The organism is Arthrobacter sp. UYEF20, from assembly GCF_040546335.1.
Lineage (GTDB): Bacteria > Actinomycetota > Actinomycetes > Actinomycetales > Micrococcaceae > Arthrobacter.
The window spans coordinates 14531-32176 of sequence record NZ_JBEPNP010000006.1; the positions used below are offsets into that span (position 1 = coordinate 14531).

17 protein-coding genes are annotated in these 17646 nt (G+C 66.3%); 8 read left to right on the forward strand and 9 right to left on the reverse strand.

Features of this window, described 5'->3' with window-relative positions:
• Positions 1–2: 2 nt before the first annotated feature.
• The 6 genes from ABIB26_RS08655 to ABIB26_RS08680 form a co-directional block, all read right to left on the reverse strand.
• Positions 3–494 (reverse strand): carboxymuconolactone decarboxylase family protein, encoded by a 492-nt coding sequence (locus ABIB26_RS08655; protein ID WP_354241444.1) that lies wholly within the window; start codon positions 492–494, stop codon positions 3–5.
• A 246-nt stretch (positions 495–740) separates the two neighbouring features.
• Positions 741–1748 (reverse strand): glycerate kinase, encoded by a 1008-nt coding sequence (locus ABIB26_RS08660; protein WP_354241446.1) that lies wholly within the window; start codon positions 1746–1748, stop codon positions 741–743.
• Between the two features lie 4 nt (positions 1749–1752).
• The gene (kce, locus tag ABIB26_RS08665; protein WP_354241449.1) at positions 1753–2685 is read right to left on the reverse strand and encodes a 3,5-dioxohexanoate:acetyl-CoA acetone transferase; all 933 of its coding nucleotides are present in this window, start codon (positions 2683–2685) and stop codon (positions 1753–1755) included.
• Between the two features lie 42 nt (positions 2686–2727).
• On the reverse strand, positions 2728–3492 hold the full coding sequence (locus ABIB26_RS08670; RefSeq protein ID WP_354241452.1) for an SDR family oxidoreductase: 765 nt from the start codon (positions 3490–3492) through the stop codon (positions 2728–2730).
• Positions 3493–3542: 50 nt separating this feature from the next.
• A complete protein-coding gene (locus ABIB26_RS08675) occupies positions 3543–4862 on the reverse strand; it encodes an MFS transporter (RefSeq protein ID WP_354241454.1) in 1320 nt (439 codons plus the stop codon).
• A 118-nt stretch (positions 4863–4980) separates the two neighbouring features.
• Entirely contained in the window at positions 4981–6039 is a 1059-nt protein-coding gene (locus ABIB26_RS08680) for a LacI family DNA-binding transcriptional regulator (RefSeq protein ID WP_354241457.1), read from the reverse strand.
• Between the two features lie 459 nt (positions 6040–6498).
• On the opposite strand from ABIB26_RS08680, the gene clpB reads away from it, so the two are divergent.
• The gene (gene clpB, locus ABIB26_RS08685) at positions 6499–9168 is read left to right on the forward strand and encodes an ATP-dependent chaperone ClpB (protein ID WP_354241460.1); all 2670 of its coding nucleotides are present in this window, start codon (positions 6499–6501) and stop codon (positions 9166–9168) included.
• A 74-nt stretch (positions 9169–9242) separates the two neighbouring features.
• Here clpB and ABIB26_RS08690 read toward each other — a convergent pair whose 3' ends face one another.
• Positions 9243–10124: a septum formation family protein gene (locus ABIB26_RS08690; RefSeq protein WP_354241462.1), complete on the reverse strand. Its 882-nt coding sequence runs from the start codon at positions 10122–10124 to the stop codon at positions 9243–9245.
• 289 nt (positions 10125–10413) lie between these two features.
• Between ABIB26_RS08690 and ABIB26_RS08695 the strand changes: the two genes are divergently transcribed.
• A complete protein-coding gene (locus tag ABIB26_RS08695; protein WP_354241932.1) occupies positions 10414–10644 on the forward strand; it encodes a DUF3073 domain-containing protein in 231 nt (76 codons plus the stop codon).
• Positions 10645–10844: 200 nt separating this feature from the next.
• On the opposite strand, the gene ABIB26_RS08700 is transcribed toward ABIB26_RS08695, so the two are convergent.
• The gene (locus ABIB26_RS08700) at positions 10845–11513 is read right to left on the reverse strand and encodes an alpha/beta fold hydrolase (RefSeq protein WP_354241934.1); all 669 of its coding nucleotides are present in this window, start codon (positions 11511–11513) and stop codon (positions 10845–10847) included.
• A gap of 101 nt (positions 11514–11614) precedes the next feature.
• On the opposite strand from ABIB26_RS08700, the gene ABIB26_RS08705 reads away from it, so the two are divergent.
• Both ABIB26_RS08705 and ABIB26_RS08710 read left to right on the forward strand, forming a co-directional pair.
• Positions 11615–12409 (forward strand): VOC family protein, encoded by a 795-nt coding sequence (locus ABIB26_RS08705; RefSeq protein WP_354241465.1) that lies wholly within the window; start codon positions 11615–11617, stop codon positions 12407–12409.
• Positions 12406–13197, forward strand: a complete 792-nt coding sequence (locus tag ABIB26_RS08710) for a VOC family protein (protein ID WP_354241468.1) — start codon at positions 12406–12408, stop codon at positions 13195–13197. Before ABIB26_RS08705 ends, ABIB26_RS08710 begins: the two co-directional genes overlap by 4 nt.
• 31 nt (positions 13198–13228) lie before the next feature.
• Here ABIB26_RS08710 and ABIB26_RS08715 read toward each other — a convergent pair whose 3' ends face one another.
• Positions 13229–13855, reverse strand: coding sequence for a GntR family transcriptional regulator (locus ABIB26_RS08715; RefSeq protein ID WP_354241471.1), 627 nt, complete (start codon positions 13853–13855; stop codon positions 13229–13231).
• 113 nt (positions 13856–13968) lie between these two features.
• Between ABIB26_RS08715 and ABIB26_RS08720 the strand changes: the two genes are divergently transcribed.
• The 4 genes from ABIB26_RS08720 to ABIB26_RS08735 are packed head-to-tail and all read left to right on the forward strand — an operon-like array spanning position 13969 to position 17636.
• Complete coding sequence (locus tag ABIB26_RS08720; protein ID WP_354241474.1) at positions 13969–15000, forward strand: succinylglutamate desuccinylase/aspartoacylase family protein; 1032 nt, start codon at positions 13969–13971, stop codon at positions 14998–15000.
• Positions 14987–15922: an ABC transporter substrate-binding protein gene (locus ABIB26_RS08725; RefSeq protein WP_354241476.1), complete on the forward strand. Its 936-nt coding sequence runs from the start codon at positions 14987–14989 to the stop codon at positions 15920–15922. Before ABIB26_RS08720 ends, ABIB26_RS08725 begins: the two co-directional genes overlap by 14 nt.
• A complete protein-coding gene (locus tag ABIB26_RS08730) occupies positions 15919–16857 on the forward strand; it encodes an amino acid ABC transporter permease (RefSeq protein WP_354241479.1) in 939 nt (312 codons plus the stop codon). Before ABIB26_RS08725 ends, ABIB26_RS08730 begins: the two co-directional genes overlap by 4 nt.
• Entirely contained in the window at positions 16854–17636 is a 783-nt protein-coding gene (locus tag ABIB26_RS08735; protein WP_354241482.1) for an amino acid ABC transporter ATP-binding protein, read from the forward strand. Before ABIB26_RS08730 ends, ABIB26_RS08735 begins: the two co-directional genes overlap by 4 nt.
• Positions 17637–17646 lie beyond the last annotated feature (10 nt).

The window sequence follows — 17646 nt, forward strand, 5'->3', positions numbered from 1 at the left end:
GGTTACTCGCGGGCGCTGCGGACCGGGTGCTGGCTGACGATGGAGACCCGGTTGAACGCGTTCATGGTGATGACGAGCCAGCTCACGGCGGAGAATTCCTGGGCCGTGAGGTGCTTCCTGGCGGCGGAACCTTCGCGTTCCCGGGCATGGGCATCGGAGATGTTCGTAACGGCCTCGGCGAGCGTCAGCGCTGCGCGTTCCTTCTGCGTGAACAGCGCGGTGTCACGCCAGGCGGCAAGCACGGCCAGGCGCTGGGCCGTTTCGCCGTTCTTCACCGCATCGCCGACGTGCAGGTCCAGGCAGTACGCGCAGCCGTTGATCTGGGAGATGCGGACGTTCAACAGTTCAATCAGCGTCCGGTCCAGGCCTGCCTCCTCGGCGGCTTCTTTGGCTTTCAGTCCCAGCCCGTTGAGCGCACGCCAGGCCGCGGGGTGTTCCTTGTCGAGGAAAACACTTCGTGCTGGAGTCTCGTGCGGCGCCGTCGGTTGGTCCATGGTTCCCAGATTACCCACGCTTCCCGACGACCGCCCACGTGTTGCGTGACAAATTTGTCAAACATGTGACAAGCTACACAGGCGGAAGATCCCCGATCCGGTGATCGGCTCCTTGGGGGAGCCGACCGCCGGATCGCTTTCTTGAGGGCGAAGGTCCCCCGCGAGGGACATGTCCACTGGGCTGGTCTGGTCGGGGCCCATGTGGGGACATTCCAGTCCTTGGCTCAGGAATTGGGCATGCTGGGGTTATGTCCTGTGGCCAGAGCTAGCGGGGGCATGTCCGGTGGCCCGCACCAGCCGCGCACCCGCAGCGGCCATCGCCGACGCCTCACCGGCGACGATGATGCCGGCAAAGTGCTCGGCGTAGCCGCCCAGGTCTGCGTCCACGGAGCCGACGACGGCGTACACCGGCTTGGTGCCGCAGCGGGCGAGGACGGCGGCGATGATCTTCCCTTGACCGGTCTGGGAATCCAGCCGGCCCTCGCCGACCACCACGGCCGTGCAGGCAGTGAGCTGCGCATCGAAATCCAGCAGGTCCAGCACATAGTCGGCGCCGGACACCAGCCTCGCTCCGTAGCGGGCCCACATCCCGCCGGAGAACCCGCCGGCCGCGCCGGTCCGGTCCACCGGGCGGGGGTCACGGCCGTATTTGACGGCAAAGCGCCCGGCAAGCAGCTCGAGCCGGCGGGTGAGTGCCACAACCGTGGCCGCGCCGGCGCCCTTTTGCGGACCGAACACCCGGGCGGCGTCGGCAAAGCGGGTGGTGACGTCGCTGAGGATCACAACTTCCGCACCGCTGAGGCCGCCGCGCTCCTCCATCGCGGCGATGGGGCCGGCCCCGCCGTCGGTCGTGGCGGATCCGCCGGCCGCGACCAGCAGCCGGCGGGCGCCGAGCCGGGCGGCCTCCGCCATCAGAACTCCGGTGCCGTAGGTGCTGGCGGCCACCGGATCCCGGTCCCCGGCGGAAGGCAGGTTAAGCCCGATGGCAAAGGCCAGCTCGACGACGGCGGTGCCGTCGTCGGTCAGGCCGATCACAGCATCGACGGCGTCGCCCCACGGCCCCACGGTGCTGATCCTCCGCGGCCGGGCGTCCAGGCCCCGGACCAGCACCTCGAAGGTTCCCTCGCCGCCGTCGGCCACGGGCAGTTCGACGGCGGTGCCGCCGGCCGAGCGGATCCCGGCGGCAATGTGCGCCGAGACTTCGGCCGCGGTATAGGTCCCCTTGAAGCTGTCCGGGGCCACGAGGATGGTCATGCGTTCAGAAACCTACCTTGTCCCGGCCCTTGAGCTGCAGCATCTGACGCGCCTCATCCGGGGTGGCGATCTCGAAGTTGAGGGCTTCCAGGATGGTGCGGATCCGGGTGACCTGTTCGGCGTTGGAGGTGGCCAGCTGGCCGGGGCCGATCCAGAGGGAATCCTCCAGGCCCACCCGGACGTGGGAGCCCATGGCCGCGCCGATCGTGGCCAGCGGCATCTGGTTCTTGCCGGCGCCCAGGATGGACCATTCGTAGTCCCCGCCCAGCAGCCGGTCCGCCGTGCGGCGCATGTGCATGAGGTCCTCCGGGTGTGCGCCGATCCCGCCGAGCAGGCCGAAGACCGACTGGACAAACAGCGGTCCCTTGGCGAGGCCGCGGGCGTGGAAGTGGGCCAGGTTGTTCAGGTGCGAGATGTCGTAGCACTCGAACTCGAAGCGCGTACCGTTCTCATTGCCGATGCCGAGGATGGTCTCGATGTCCTGGAAGGTGTTCTTGAAAACCAGGTCGCGGCTCTTCTCGAGCCCCTCCCGCTCCCAGTCGTGGCCGAACTCGGTGAAGCGCTCGAGCATCGGGTAGAGCCCGAAGTTCATCGACCCCATGTTGAGCGAGGCGAGCTCCGGCTTGAACAGCGCCGCCGGCTGCATGCGCTCCTCCACCGTCATGTGGGGCGAGCCGCCGGTGGTGATGTTGATGACGGCGTCGGTGTTGCGCTTGAGCTTGTCCAGGATCGGGGCGAAGTGCTCCGGGTCCTGGGAGGGCCGGCCGTCCCTGGGATCGCGGGCGTGCATGTGCACAATCGCGGCTCCGGCCTCGGCGGCGCCGAGGGCGGCGTCGGCGATCTCGTCCGGGGAGACCGGCAGGTACCGGGACATGGACGGGGTGTGGATGGCGCCGGTGACGGCGCTGGTGATGATGACTTTGCGTGCAGCAGCCATGGGAAGGTCTCCTTGGGTAGGCCAGGTCTTAGGTGGGCTGGATCAGTAGAGTTTTTCGGTGTTGCCGTCGACGGCCAGCGCCTGGCCGTTGACGTTGCGGGCCAGATCGCTGGCGGCGAAGGCCGCCATGTTGGCGATGTCCTCGGCCTCGATCAGCCGTCCCAGCGAGGACTGGTTGAGATAGAGCCCGGAGACCTGGTCCGCCGGCAGGCCGAGCATTTCCGCCTTGGCCGCGATGACCGCGTCGATCCGGGGCCCGTTGACGGCACCGGGGCAGATGGCGTTGACGCGGATTCGGTCCGGACCGAGTTCGATCGCGAGCGTCTTGGTCAGCCCGACGACGGCCCACTTCGATGCCGAATAGGCGCTGCGCCCGGCCATTCCCAGCCGCCCGGCGGCCGAGGAGAGGTTCACGATGGACGCGTCCCGGCCCTCCCGCAGCATTGAGAGGGCGTGCTTGATGCAGAAGAACTGGCCGTGGATGTTGACGTCGAAGGTCGCCTTCCAGGCCGCCGTGTCCAGCGTCTCGAGCGGACCGGTGGGCCCGGCGATGCCGGCATTGTTGACGAGGATGTCCAGGCCTCCCAGTTCTTCCTTGACGGTGGCCATGAGCCAGCGGACCTGCTCCTCGTCGGAGACGTCGTTGACGGCCGCGGCGAGGCCGTGGACGCGGGCCTTCTCGACGGCGTCGGGGTCAATGTCTGCCACGAAGACAGTGGCGCCGAGTTCCTGGAACTTGTTGGCGATCGCCAGGCCGATGCCGTTGGCACCGGCGGTGACGAGGACCCTTTTTGAGGTGAAATCCATGACTAGTCCTTGGGTTGGGGTAGCTGAGGGAAAGCGGCGGACCGGCTGCGTCAGTGCGCGGCCGGGATGCCTTGGGGCGTCTCCGTGCCCCGCTTGAGCAACAGGGACAGGATCGCGCCGAGGGTGCACATGCCGACGATGAACCAGAGCCCGGAGAGTTTGGAGCCCGTGGCGTCCTGCATCAGACCCATGACGTACGGGCCGAGGAAGCCGCCGCAGAGGCCGATGGTGTTGACGAAGGCGATGCCGCCGGCGAGGGCGGCACCGGTGAGCCGGGTGGCCGGGTAGGTGAAGAGGATCGGCTGCAGGGCGAAGAAGTTGAAGGCGGCGAGGCAGAAACCGATCATGCCGAGCACGGGGCCGCCGACGGCGCCGAGGGTGAAGCCGGCGATAATGCCGATCATCGTTCCCGTAACGAGCATCCGGGAGCGCCGGCCGTCGGTGGCGAAACGCGGGACCAGGAGGGCACCGGCAGCGGAGAAGATCCACGGGATGGCCGTGAGCAGGCCGATCTGCAGCGGATTGAGCTTGCCGTAGGTGCCGATGATGGAGGGCAGGAAGTAGGACAGCGCGTAGACCGCGATCTGGTGGGTGAAGTAGATGCCCACCACGAGGAGGATCTGCCTGTCCTTCAGGACATCGCGGAGGCGGTGGTTGCCGGAAGCTTCCGCGCCGGCCTTCTCCTCGGCAGCGATGCGGGCCTCGAGGTCGGTGGCTTCTTCGGCGGTGAGGAACGTGGCCTTGGTGGGCCGGTCCGGAAGCTTCTTCCAGACGACGTAGGCGAGGACGCAGGCCGGCAGGCCTTCGATGATGAACATCCACTGCCAGCCGTGCAGGCCCGCGAAGCCGTCGAGGGTCAGCAGCAGGCCGCCGAGCGGTGCGCCGACAATGTTGGCGATGGAGACGCCCAGCAGGAACATGCCGTTGGCCTTGGCGCGGTCCTTGACCACAAACCATTGCGTCAGGAAGTACATGACGCCGGGGAAGAGCCCGGCCTCGGCCACGCCGAGCAGCATCCGCATGATGTAGAAGGACCACTCGCCCTGCACGAACGCCATGCAGGCGGAGATGATGCCCCAGGTGATCATGATCCGCATGATCCAGAAGCGCGCGCCGACCTTGTGCATGATCAGGTTGGACGGGATCTCGGACAGGGCGTAGGTCAGGAAGAACAGCCCGGCACCGATGCCGAAGGCGGTGGCGGAGAGGCCGAGATCGATCTCCAACCGGTCCTTGGCCATGCCGATGTTGGTGCGGTCCAGGAAAGCCATGATGTAGGCGCCGATCAGGAGCGGCATGACTCGGCGGAGAATCACGCCGTTAATTTCCTGCGGTGTGCGCATCTTCGTTGGTGCGGATACAACTGACATGGGTCTTCGTCCTTGAATTTGGGGTCAGGGTTGGTGGCCAGGAACAGTGGGCAGCCGGGTGGCCGGGCAGCCTCATTGGGGCCGGGCGGGCTGCCCGGAAGAAGGTGATGGAGTGTGGCTAGCCGGCGGGCGGCGTGCAGCCGCAGGTCCGCCCGATATGCAGGCGGTGCCGGCAGATCTTGGTGTTGTAGGTGCTGGACGGGGCTTCGATGCGTTTGAGCAGCATGGTGAAGGCCTCGTGGGCCATTTCCTGCTGCGGCTGGACGATGCTGGTGAGGTTGATCAGCCCGGAGCGGCTGTGCGGCAGTCCGTCGCAGCCGGCGACGGCCACGTCCTCCGGGATCCGGAGCCCCCGGGAGAGGGCATACTCCATCACGCCGATGGCCAGTTCGTCACTGCCGCACACCACGGCCTGCGGGGGCCTGCCGCTGGAGAACAGCCGTTCGGCCGCCAGCCGGCCGCCCTCGTTGTTGACCCGGGTGCTGATTTTTCGGTCGCCGCTGATGGTGATGCCGGCCGCGGCGGCAGTGCGGACGAAGGCCTGTTCGCGGGCCAGGGATGCGGTGGAGAATCGGGGGCCGATCACGGTGGCGATCTCCGTGAAACCGTGGCTCAGCAGGTGCTGCATCAGTGTCGTTGCCGCGGCGTCGTCGTCGATTCCGACAAAGTCCGAGTCGAGGAAGTCGGCGCGGCGCGAGAGGCAAACATACGGGATCCGGGCCGCCCGCAGGGTACGCAGGGCCGTGGCGTCATCCCGGAGTGATGCGGCCAGGATGATCCCGTCCACATTGCGGTGGGCGAGCGTCGCGGTGACCTGGGCGAGGACGTCGGGATCGTCCTGCGTGGTGGCGACAAACACTTCGTAGCCGGATTCGGCGGCGGCGGAAATGATGCCCTGGGCCCAGCGCGGAAACATCGGATTGATGATATTCGGCAGGATCAGGCCGACCACGCGGGTCCGCTGCAGGTCGGTTGACTGCGAGGACTTACGGGGCCTGAAGCCCAGCTCGTTCGCCACATGGATGATGTGGCGTCGGGTTTCCGGCGAAACGCCGCCCTTGCCGTTGAGTACGTAGGACACCGCCGCTGAGGAAACCCCTGCGGCCCGGGCGACGGAAGCGGCGGATACCGGCGTAGCGGGGCGATCAGCGGCAACCGTGGTGGCGTCCTTGCGCATCTCCGTCCTCCTTCGCTCTCGTTGTTGTCCCTGTGACCTCAGTTACATTAGGTAAGCGCCCGAGTGTTAAGCAACGTTAAGTAATTTTATCCGCTGGCGGGGCGCGGCGGGGGATATGTCCATTGGCCGTCCTCGGACCCTAGGACGACATGTCCATTCTTCCGATCCGATCCGTAGGGACATGTCCATTCCAGGCCCCGGACAATGGGCATAGCGGGACTATGCCCATTGGCCAGGCCTAGCGGGGGGCATGTCCCGGGGTCCGCACCAGCCCGGCCGGCCCGGAACCGCCGGCCCGACCCGCCGGCCCGGGGTCCGCACCAGGACGGCACTGGACGGCACTGGACGGCACTGGACAGTGGGTCCGCCGTGGGTAAACATGGATCCAGGGGTGTCAGGACAGAGTTGAGCGGGTTAGACTCAACTTTGATAACAGCACCATTCCGGCAGGAGCTCCCTTTGGACGCCAAATTCACCACCAAGAGCCAGGAGGCTCTTTCGGCAGCAGCCATGAACGCCTCGACGGCAGGGAACCCGCAGCTCGAACCTGCGCACCTGCTCAAGGCGCTCATGGACCAGCGGGAGGGTGTCGCCGTCGCGCTTCTCCGCGCCACGGGCACCGACCCGGAGGCCGTCAGCGTCCAGGCGAGCACCGCCATCAAGGCGCTCCCCTCCACGTCGGGCAGTTCCGTGCAGCAGGCCCAGCTCTCCCGGAGCGCCATGCAGGCCATCAAGAACGCCCAGAACGAGGCCGAGCAGCTCGGGGACACCTTCGTGTCCACCGAGCACCTGCTGCTGGGGCTTTCGGCCGGGAGCGACGGCGTCGGAAAGCTCCTGCGCGACGCCGGTGCCTCCCATGAGGCGCTGCTCGCCGCCCTGCCCGGCGTCCGCGGTAACCGCAAGGCGGACAACCCGGACCCGGAGAACACCTTCAAGGCGCTGGAGAAGTTCGGATCGGACCTGACCGCCATGGCCCGTGCGGGGAAACTGGACCCCGTGATCGGGCGCGATACGGAGATCAGGCGGGTCATGCAGGTGCTGAGCCGCCGCACCAAGAACAATCCCGTCATCATCGGTGAGCCCGGCGTGGGCAAGACGGCGGTGGTCGAGGGACTCGCCCAGCGGATCGTGGCCGGCGACGTGCCCGAAAGCCTCCGCGGCAAGACCCTCGTCGCCCTGGACCTCGCCTCCATGGTCGCGGGCGCCAAATACCGCGGCGAGTTCGAGGAGCGGCTTAAGGCTGTCCTGGAGGAAATTAAGAACTCGGAGGGCCGGATCGTCACCTTCATCGACGAGCTCCACACGGTGGTGGGCGCGGGCGCGACGGGGGAGAGCTCCATGGACGCCGGCAACATGCTCAAGCCCATGCTGGCCCGCGGTGAGCTGCGGCTGATCGGCGCAACGACCCTGGACGAATACCGCGAGCACATCGAGAAGGATCCAGCCCTGGAACGACGATTCCAGCAGGTCTACGTCGGTGAGCCCAGCGTCGAGGACACCATCGGCATCCTGCGCGGGCTCAAGGAACGGTACGAGGCGCACCACAAGGTGGCCATTGCGGACTCGGCGCTCGTGGCAGCCGCGACACTGTCCAACCGCTACATCTCCGGGCGCCAGCTGCCGGACAAGGCCATTGACCTGGTGGACGAGGCCGCGTCCCGGCTGCGCATGGAGATCGACTCGGCGCCGGAGGAGATCGACCAGCTGCGCCGCGCCGTGGACCGGCTGACCATGGAGGAGCTGGCCCTCGCCAACGAAAAAGACGCCGCCTCAGTGGAACGGCTCGCGGCACTCCGGGCGGACATGGCGGACAAGAAGGAACAACTGGCCGCCCTCAACGCCCGCTGGGAAGCCGAGAAGGCCGGCCTGAACCGGGTGGGCGAACTGAAGGCCAGGCTGGATGAACTCCGCTCTGCCGCGGACAAATACCAGCGCGAAGGCGACCTCGAGGCGGCCTCCCGGATCCTGTACGGCGAACTGCCCGCGCTGGAGCGTGAGCTCAATGCCGCCGCGGAAGCGGAGTCGGCCCGCGTGGCCGGCGGCGCCCCCAAGCAGGAACTCATGGTGGCCGACGAGGTCACGGCAGAGGACATCGCCGAGGTCATTTCGGCCTGGACCGGGATCCCGGCCGGCCGGATGCTGCAGGGCGAAAGCCAGAAGCTTCTGCACATGGAGGAGATCCTGGGGAAGCGCCTGATCGGCCAGTCGAAAGCCGTGGCCGCCGTATCCGATGCTGTCCGCCGTGCGCGTGCCGGCGTCAGCGACCCCAACCGGCCCACCGGATCCTTCCTCTTCCTGGGCCCCACGGGCGTGGGCAAGACCGAGCTGGCCAAGGCCCTTGCCGACTTCCTGTTCGACGACGAACGCGCCTTGGTGCGCCTGGACATGTCCGAATACTCGGAGAAGCACACCGTGGCCCGGCTCGTCGGCGCCCCTCCCGGGTATGTGGGCTACGAGGAAGGCGGCCAGCTGACCGAGGCCGTCCGGCGCCGGCCCTACTCCGTGCTGCTGCTGGACGAGGTGGAGAAGACCCACCCGGAGGTCTTCGATATCCTCCTGCAGGTGCTCGACGACGGCCGGCTGACGGACGGACAGGGCCGCACCGTGGACTTCCGCAACGTGATCCTGGTGCTCACGTCCAATCTGGGCAGCCATTTCCTGATCGACCAGACCATGGACGCGGCGGCGAAGCGGGCAGCTGTCCTGGCCACCGTCAACGCCTCCTTCAAGCCCGAGTTCCTGAACAGGCTCGACGAGATTGTGCTGTTCGATGCCCTGACCGTGGATGAACTGGCCCGGATTGTGGAACTGCAGGTGGCCGAGCTGTCCCGCCGCCTCCACGGCCGCCGGTTGAGCCTCGAGGTGACGGACGGCGCGCGGGCCTGGCTGGCCATGTCCGGCTTCGACCCCGTCTATGGGGCCCGGCCGCTGCGCCGGCTCGTGCAGAAGGAAATCGGCGATCGCCTCGCCAAGGCCATCCTGGTGGGGGAGATCGCCGACGGCGACACCGTGCTGGTGGACACCGCTGCCGACGTCGAGGAACTCACCGTTGAGGGGCTTGAGGCCCTCAGCGGGCCCGACGGCGGCCCTCCCGCCGGCAGCGGGCTCTCGGTCCGCCGGAAGGAGTAGGCGGCAGGACCGCTTTGGCGCAAGGTCCCCCTGCCGGGCGTTCGGATCCGGCCCGGGCTCCCCTGGAGCCCCGGTCAGGGACGCAGGGACTCCATGATGACGTTCCCGGTCTTGGCGACGACGTAGCAGTCCACCCGGCGGTCGCCCTTTTCCCAGCTGCTGGAACTCGGGTAGGCGTTACGCTGCAACAATTCGTAGTTGGTGGCAGCATCCGCCAGCCGCGCATTGCGGCACGTCTCGCGGCCTTTGTCCTTCAGCTCGTTCAGGCGGGGATAGGCGTCGGAGCCCTCGTAGTGGTGGACGGCGATGAGCTGGGCCGAGTGCCCGGTGTCGCAGGGCACCACGGTGGACTGCGGCGCATCCGGGTCAAAATTCTTGAAGCAGTCGCCGAGCTGGAAGTCCAAGGGGCTGACGCCTTCCAGCGGAAGCGTCCCGCGGCTGGCAGGAGCAGGCGAGGAAGCGGCTGCAGCCGGAGCGGGCGGGCCTTCCGCCGCGGAGGGCTTCGCGCCGATGAACGTCGCGGAGAGCAGCCAGACCAGGAGCCCCAGCACGACGGCCCCGGCCCCGGCAGCTACGATCTTCGGCATGCCCTGCCGCCTGACCCAGCCGTCCAGGAGGGCAGCCCTCCGGGCGAGCACGGCGCCCGCGTCCGACCAGCGCGGGCCAGCCTTGCGGCTGTGCTCGCGGGACACCGGCAGTACCGAAGGACGCAATGGCCGCGGAGGGGTGGAGGGCGCCGCGGAAGGCAGGTCCGCCGGCGGGTCCGCTGGCGGGACGGCTGGTGTGACAGCGGGTGGGACAGCTGGCAGGTCCGCTGGCGTGACAAGCGGCATCGCGGACGTCGGCGGTGCGGAGGGGCGCGGCGGAACGGCGGGGGCGGACCGCTCGCCGGGCACGCCGGCGCGGGGAACCTCAGGCGTGCCGGCGTCGCCGTGCCTTGTGTTCTCTTCGGTCACTGGGAATTCCCCACTTTCGTGCGTCTTTGCCGCGGTGGGACGCCCCGCGGTGTGGTTGTTTTCTGGAAGTCCACTCCGAAACTCTATCTAAGAAGCGGGCCGGGCGGCGTGCCTCCGGTTACCGGCCGGGGCTGTCGCCGGCGCCGCACTGTCCACAGCAGCGGCGCTGGCGAGCAGTTGGGGCCGAAAGCATGTAATCTAGGTGTACGACAAATTGACCAAACATTCCGGGGCCTCACTAACGCCAATGGTGACCACCTCCGGTCCGAGTACAAAAGGGGGTCACGCCATGGGGCGCGGCCGTCAAAAGGCAAAAGCTACCAAGCAGGCTCGGGATATTAAGTACTATTCCCCGAACACGGACTACTCTGCGCTTCAGCGTGAGCTCAAGAGCTCTGAGGGTCGTGCGCCGAGTCATTTCTCGAGTGAGCCGATTGAACCGGATTATTCGGCTTACGTGGATAAGTACGCGGACGATGTGGACGACGACGACGAGGTAGACACCCGTCGCATAGGTTAGTCGACGCCTACCGAACCTGCCGCCAGGCAATCAGTGGCGTGCCGCCGTCGTACGTCTTTTTAGTACGCCAAGCGGCTCTTCTTTTCCAGCATCCAGGTGCTGACCTCAGTTTTAGGCCCGTTGGACACGCCGGTTTCCGGTGTGGCCGACGGGCCTTTCTGTTGCCGGTGTGGCCCGCAGGGTGCAAACGTATCAGCTGGCTAGGAGCCGGCAGGCCGTGCGCGACGGATGGGAAAGATCGTCCGGGGCGGCTCGGCCGCGGCCAGGAAGCCGAGGATGAGGCCAACGGGTGCGTCCGGCTGTTCAAGCGGAAGCGCGTGGGAGGCTCCGGGAACGACGGCGAGCTGGCCTTCGCGCAGGGCCTCGTACAGCGAGACGGTGTGGGGAAGCGTGACTAAGTCGTCATCACCGACCACAACGAGCGCAGGCTGGGTTATCTGGGCGATATCGGCGGTGGTAAGCGTCGGCTCCGGACTGAACATCGCGAGACTCTTGCTGAAGGCGACTTCCAGGTGCCCGGCTCCGTCGGGGGACCGTTCGATGTAGGCGTTGCCCAGTTCCTGCAGGGCCGGCGACTGCGGGTCCAGCTCCACGGGCATAACGCCGTCGTAGTGGTAGTTGGCGCCGATGACAACAAGCTTGTGCACGAGGTCGGGACGCCTGAGAGCGACGAGGAGTGCAATGATTCCCCCATCACTCCAGCCCACGAGGCGGGCCGGGCCGCCGACGACTTGCTCGAGCACCCGGACCGTCTCGGTTGCCATGTCCTCGTAGTGGAACGCCGCATCCGTGTCCGCGGTATAGCCGTGGCCCCGGCGATCAAAGGCGACGACGCGGTAATGCTCCGCCAGGCCGGGCCCTGTTGTCAGTGTCGGGGCCCCGTACTAGGTTGATCGTGGACAGGTTCATCCGCGGATCCTGAGCGGATCCATCGCGGGCTCTTTGACGGGTTGAAGGGATTGATTCTTTTATGGCACAGGTTGAAAGCTACAAGCAAGGGACGCCGTGTTGGGTTGACCTTTCTGCGACGGACATCGAGGCGGCAAAGACGTTTTACTCGGACCTGTTCGGATGGGAGCTTGACGCCATGCCGGTGGGGCCGGACCTGACGTACTACATGGCCAGGCTGCAGGGCCGCTACGTGGCCGGGATGATGCAGCAAATGCCGGACATGGCCGCCTCCGGCCTACCGTCCTATTGGGCCAGCTACATCGCCGTGGATGATGCCGATGAAGCCGCGGCCAGGGCCAACGCCGCGGGCGGAACACTGCTGTTTCCGGTGGACGAGGTCCCGAACGGCAGCGGGCGCATGTTCTTCGCCTCGGATCCCACGGGCGCCCAGGTGGGCTTCTGGGAGGCCGGCTCCCATATCGGTTCAGGGCTGGCCGACGAACCCGGTGCCATGATCTGGAGTGAGCTGCAAACGGACGACGTCTCCCGGGCAGTCCCGTTCTACGAGGCTGTCACCGGCTGCTCCTCGGAAACGGGCCCCGCGGGTGATCTTGGCGAGTACACCACGCTCCTGGTGGACGGAAAAACCGTGGCGGGGGCCATGAAGCAGCCCATGGAAGGGGTGCCGCCCTTCTGGATGACGTACTTCAACGTCGAGGATGTGGATCTTGCCGTGGCGCGGGCGCAGGAGCTCGGCGCGCAGGTCCATGCGCCCGCCTTCGACGTCCCGGGTGTGGGCCGGCTCGCGGTGCTGGCCGACCCGAACGGCGCGGCGTTCAGCATCATGGCCGGCGAAGGCGCCGGGTCGCCTTGACCGTCCGGACGGGCTACGCCGCGGGCGAGGTCTCCTGGGCGGACCTGCAGACACCGGACGTGGAGGCCGCCAAGTCCTTCTATTCCGCCGTGTTTGGCTGGCGGTACGAGGACCTGCCCACCCCGGACGGGCGGAGCTACTCCAAGGCCTTCCTGGCTGACGACCTCGTGACGGTCATCGCGCCGCAGAACCCCCAGCAGGAAGCAGCCGGAGCCCCCGGACAGTGGAACATCTACTTCGCGGCGGATGACGCCAGGGCCATTGCGGAGGAGGCCCCGAATGCGGGCGGCTCGGTGCAGTTCGGGCCGGAGGCGGTGGCTGACACCGGCGTCATGGTCTTCCTCGAGGCTCCGGGCGGGGGGACCACCGGCGTGTGGCAGGCAGGCACCCATTTCGGTTCCGCCCGGCAGAACGAGGCCGGCGCTTTGGCCTGGGCGGAGCTCCTGACACCGGAGCCGCAGCCCGCCGTCGGGTTCCTCCAGCAGCTGTTCGGGCACGAGGTGACCGAATACCCGCAGGGCGACGGCGGCACGTACACCACGCTCATGGTCAACGGCACGGAGGTGGCTGGAATTGCCCCGCTTGCGGCTGATGATTACGCGTCCCGCAAAGCCGGGTGGCAGGTGTACTTCGGCGTCTCCAGCGTCGCGGAGGCCGTGGAAGCGGCGGTGGCCGCGGGCGCCGCCGTCCTCGTCGAGCCGGAGGCCATTGAGGAGGCCGGCACCGTGGCGACGCTGAAGGATCCGCAGGGCGGGGTCTTCAGCGTGGTGGAGGCTGGCGCCGGCTGATCGGCCGGCAGCTGTGCCGCTGGTGTCCTGCTCAGTCCTTCTCGTGGCAGAGGTCGAGCAGCGGAATCAGGATGTCCGGGTCACCGGCCCTGGCGGCGGCCAGAATCTTGCTGTGTGCATCGGCAACGCGGGCCAGCTTGGCGCCGTCCAAGGGATATGAGCGGCTGATCAGACGCTGGACGGGGTTGTCCCACACGGATTCGAGGGTCTTCAGCAGGAACTTATTCGGGCAAGGGGCTGCAAGGCTCAGGTGGAACGCCCTGGTTGCGGCGAACAGCGCTTCCGCGTCGGCGCTGGCGGATCCCTCGGCGATCAGCAGCTCCAGCCGGGCCAGCTCCAGGGGCGTGTAGTTGGCCCCGCATTGCCGGATGGCCATGACCTCCAGGGCTTTGCGGACTTCGTAGACCTCGGCCACGTTTGACGGCGTCAACGTCGTCGCGAAGTATCCTGCGCCGGGGACCAAGGTCGCCAGCCCTTCGTGCACCAGCCGGGTCAGTGCGTCGCGGACAGGGGTGCGGGAAACTCCATATTCGTCCGCAAGCTGTTCCTGGACAAGGGGAGCGCCTGGCTCGACCACGCCGTTGACGATTTCATCACTGATCCGCTCATAGACCTGCTCGCTCAACGGCCGCATCGTCTTGGCAACTTGCGCAGCCATTCGCCTCATCCCCCTCGTTGCTCCCAAGAATCATTCAATTCTACGTGCTTTACATCACAGTATTCACTGTATACAGTGAATCCAACTTCTTCAGCCTAGCCGAAAGTCAGCCCATGAGCCTGCGCATTCCCCGAATCCCCGGTGTTGATTTCCTGGCTGCAGGCAAGCAACTCAGCTACCTGGAGATTGAACACTCGGACAACGCGCACGACGCCGCCGTCATTCCATCCCCCATCGCCGTCCTCAGCGGCGGGACCGGGCCAACCGTGCTCCTGATCGCCGGAACCCACGGCGACGAGTACGAAGGCCAGATCCTCCTGCAGGAACTCATTCGTTCAATCGACCCGGACGAGCTCACAGGGCGCCTGATCGTCTTGCCGGCGCTGAATATCGCCGCGGTCAGGGAAGGACGCCGCGTTGCCAGCGTGGACGGAGTCAACCTCAACAGGGCACTTCCCGGCAACGCGGGCGGCGGCCCGGCGGAGCAAATTGCTTCCATCGTCGCCGAGGACCTCATCCCCCTTGCGGATTTCGTCATGGACATACATTCAGGAGGAATCGCCTCGGAATACGTGCCGTCGGCCTTCGTCTACCCCGGACCCACGCAGGAACTGTGGGCCGAAAAGACAGCAGCCGTTGCCGCCTTCAATGTGCCGTACTCCGTGGTGGTGAAGCCCATGTTGAAATCCGGTTCCATCAGCGGGGCCGCAGACCGGGCCGGCGTTCCCATGATCTCCACCGAACTGGGCGGCAGGGGAACGGTTTCCCTTTGGATCCTGGACCGCGCCCGCAAGGGACTCCGGTCGCTGCTTGGCCACTGGGGACTTCTCACGGGCGGACCGTCTCCTGAGCGGTCAGCGGTCCGGTGGGTGGAACTCACATCGCGTTCCCCGGTCAATTCCACCATGGCCGGACTCTTCGAGCCCACCGTTGAGCTGGGGCAATGTGTCACCGCGGGGGACATCGTCGCCAGGGTTCATTCAGTGGAGGAGCTCGACCGCCCACCCAAGGAATTCTTCGCACCCATTGACGGGGTGGTTGCAATCGTTCGGCATCCTGCCCCCGTCAACGTCGGCACCACCCTGGTCAACATCGCCGTTGACCACGGAACCAATCACCCGGAAGGCAACTATGTCACATCCTAATTACCTGACCACGGGCACCTTGCTGCTCGCCGCCATTGTCGGGCTCAGCGGCTGCACGAACGCCTCCCTTGAAGCCGGAAGCACCGCTGCCAAGCCGGCGCAGGGCGGTGCAATAGCCGCCGCGCCGCTCAACCAGGCGGCAGCGGATCTGCTGCCCGCGGATATCAGGTCCAAGGGAACCCTGCTGGTGGGAACAGACCCCACGTTCCCGCCCTACGAGTTCTACGCCGAGGACAACAAAACCGTGACGGGATGGGACGCGGACTTCGCCAAGGCGCTCGGCGAGACCCTTGGACTGGAAGCCAGGATGGTCCCGGCCACCTTTGACACCATCCTCCCCGGCGTGGGGTCGCACAAGTATGACGTCGGCATCTCCGGATTCAATGTCACCGCTGAACGGAAGAAGAATTCCGACTTCGCCACCTACATGAGCAGCGGCTCGGGCCTGGCAGTCAAGCAGGGGAACCCGAAGAATCTCGCCCTTGATGCCATGAAGCTGTGCGGGACCAGCGTCGGCGGAGAGAAGGGAACGTCCCAGGGCATCGAAACCCTGCCGGCGTTCTCGAAGCAGTGCACGGACGCGGGGCAGGCCCCGATCGACATCCAGCTCTTCCCCTCGCAACACGAGGCAAATCTCTCCCTCACCTCCGGCCGGGTGGACGGCGTCTTGTCCGGAGACATCGGCATGGCCTACGCCAGCAAACTATCCGGAGGCTCCTTCGAGCTCGCCCCCGGCGCAGGCTACGATCCCACGTCTGTCGGCATCGCCATGCCGAAGGACTCACCGCTGACCAAGGCCGTCGTGACGGCGGTCAAGGCACTCGTGGCCGGAAGCACCTACACGTCAATCAATGCCAAGTACGGCATCCCTGATTCCGTGACCGTCAGCCCGGCCCAGGTCGACGCGGGTGCCTCCCAATGAGTGGGACCGTCAGCCTTTCACGCACCGTCAGCACCAGGGGAGAGTACACCGTCGTGCCGGCCCGTCACCCGTGGCGCTGGGTCGCCGCGGTGGCGGTCTCCGCCGTCGTGGTTCTGGTGCTTGTCTCAGCGGTGACCAACCCGCGCTTTGGCTGGGACAAGGTGGCCCTGTACTTCCGCGACACCACGATCGTCAACGGCATTGGCATTACGCTCACGCTGACCGTCGTCTGCATGGTGGTCGGCGTTGCCCTGGGGGTCCTCCTGGCCGTCATGCAGCTCTCGGCAAATCCAGTGGTCAAGGCCTCGGCCCGCGTGTACGTGACATTCTTCCGCGGCACTCCGGTCCTGGTCCAGCTGTTGTTCTGGTTCAATCTGTCAGCGCTGTACCCGGAAATCACTTTCGGCATTCCGGGCGTCAGCCTGGATGCCAACCAGCTCATCACGCCGCTGGCTGCGGCAATCCTGGGCCTGGGGCTCAATGAGGCGGCCTATATGTCGGAGATCGTCCGGGCCGGCATCCAGTCCATCGACCTGGGGCAAAGCGAGGCGGCGGGGGCCCTGGGCATGTCCCGCCTGCAGACCCTATTCCGTGTGATCCTGCCTCAGGCCATGCGGGTGATCATCCCGCCCACAGGCAACGAGTTCATCGGAATGCTGAAGATGACGTCGCTGGTCAGCGTCATCGCGGTCCCAGAGCTGCTGTATTCGGCGCAGATCATCTACTCAAAGAACCTCCAGGTGGTGCCGCTGCTCCTCGTGGCCAGTCTCTGGTACATCATCGTCACCACCGTCTTCAGCGTGGGCCAGGGCTATCTGGAGCGGCGATTCTCCCGCGGTACATCCACGTCCGTGCCGCCGTCTGCGGCCGAGCGACTCCGGCGCTTCTTCAGGACCCACTCCCCGCAAGCCTCAGGAAGGGGCAGCCAATCATGACCACCGAGGTAGCAGAGCCACAGCCGCTGGTGCGGGCCGAGGATGTCCGCAAGAGCTTTGGCAACAACGAGGTCCTCAAGGGGATCGATCTTGAAATACGGCGCGGCGAGGTGGTCTGCATCATCGGCGCATCAGGATCGGGGAAGAGCACGTTCCTGCGGTGCGTGAACCATCTGGAAAAGATCGACGGCGGCCTGCTCCGGGTGGAGGACCGCGTGGTCGGCTACCGGCTCAAGGGTCGCAGGCTGCATGAGCAGTCGCACAACGAGATCTGTGCGGACCGGACAGACATCGGCATGGTTTTCCAGCACTTTAACCTTTTCCCGCACATGACAGTTCTGGAAAACCTGATGGAGGCCCCGCGCCGGGTACTCAAGCAGCCCAAGGAAGAGGTCCGACGTCGGGCACTCGAACTCCTGGAAAAGGTGGGGCTTTCTGAGAAGGCGCAGGCCTACCCCCGCCATCTCTCCGGCGGGCAGCAGCAGCGTGTGGCGATCGCCCGTGCCCTCTGCATGGAACCAAAACTGATGCTCTTTGACGAACCCACGTCCGCCTTGGACCCGGAGCTCGTAGGAGAAGTCCTGCGCGTTATGAAGGATCTTGCCCGGACAGGAATGACCATGATCGTTGTGACCCATGAAATGGGCTTCGCCCGGGACGTGGCTGACCGTGTGGTGTTTATGCACGGCGGCCGGATTCTTGAAGAAGGTCCTGCTGAAGCGGTCATCAACCATCCGCAGCACGATCGGACGCGGGCGTTTCTGTCCGCTGTGCTCTAGGCCTTAAACG

Excerpts from the sequence above, each read along its gene's own strand:
- ABIB26_RS08655 (WP_354241444.1), bottom strand. The coding sequence starts at position 494 with ATGGACCAACCGACGGCGCCGCACGAGACTCCAGCACGAAGTGTTTTC.
- ABIB26_RS08660 (WP_354241446.1), bottom strand. The coding sequence starts at position 1,748 with ATGACCATCCTCGTGGCCCCGGACAGCTTCAAGGGGACCTATACCGCG.
- kce (WP_354241449.1), bottom strand. The coding sequence starts at position 2,685 with ATGGCTGCTGCACGCAAAGTCATCATCACCAGCGCCGTCACCGGCGCC.
- ABIB26_RS08670 (WP_354241452.1), bottom strand. The coding sequence starts at position 3,492 with ATGGATTTCACCTCAAAAAGGGTCCTCGTCACCGCCGGTGCCAACGGC.
- ABIB26_RS08675 (WP_354241454.1), bottom strand. The coding sequence starts at position 4,862 with ATGTCAGTTGTATCCGCACCAACGAAGATGCGCACACCGCAGGAAATT.
- ABIB26_RS08680 (WP_354241457.1), bottom strand. The coding sequence starts at position 6,039 with ATGCGCAAGGACGCCACCACGGTTGCCGCTGATCGCCCCGCTACGCCG.
- ABIB26_RS08695 (WP_354241932.1), top strand. The coding sequence starts at position 10,414 with ATGGGGCGCGGCCGTCAAAAGGCAAAAGCTACCAAGCAGGCTCGGGAT.
- ABIB26_RS08705 (WP_354241465.1), top strand. The coding sequence starts at position 11,615 with ATGGCACAGGTTGAAAGCTACAAGCAAGGGACGCCGTGTTGGGTTGAC.
- ABIB26_RS08715 (WP_354241471.1), bottom strand. The coding sequence starts at position 13,855 with ATGGCTGCGCAAGTTGCCAAGACGATGCGGCCGTTGAGCGAGCAGGTC.
- ABIB26_RS08720 (WP_354241474.1), top strand. The coding sequence starts at position 13,969 with ATGAGCCTGCGCATTCCCCGAATCCCCGGTGTTGATTTCCTGGCTGCA.
- ABIB26_RS08725 (WP_354241476.1), top strand. The coding sequence starts at position 14,987 with ATGTCACATCCTAATTACCTGACCACGGGCACCTTGCTGCTCGCCGCC.
- ABIB26_RS08730 (WP_354241479.1), top strand. The coding sequence starts at position 15,919 with ATGAGTGGGACCGTCAGCCTTTCACGCACCGTCAGCACCAGGGGAGAG.
- ABIB26_RS08735 (WP_354241482.1), top strand. The coding sequence starts at position 16,854 with ATGACCACCGAGGTAGCAGAGCCACAGCCGCTGGTGCGGGCCGAGGAT.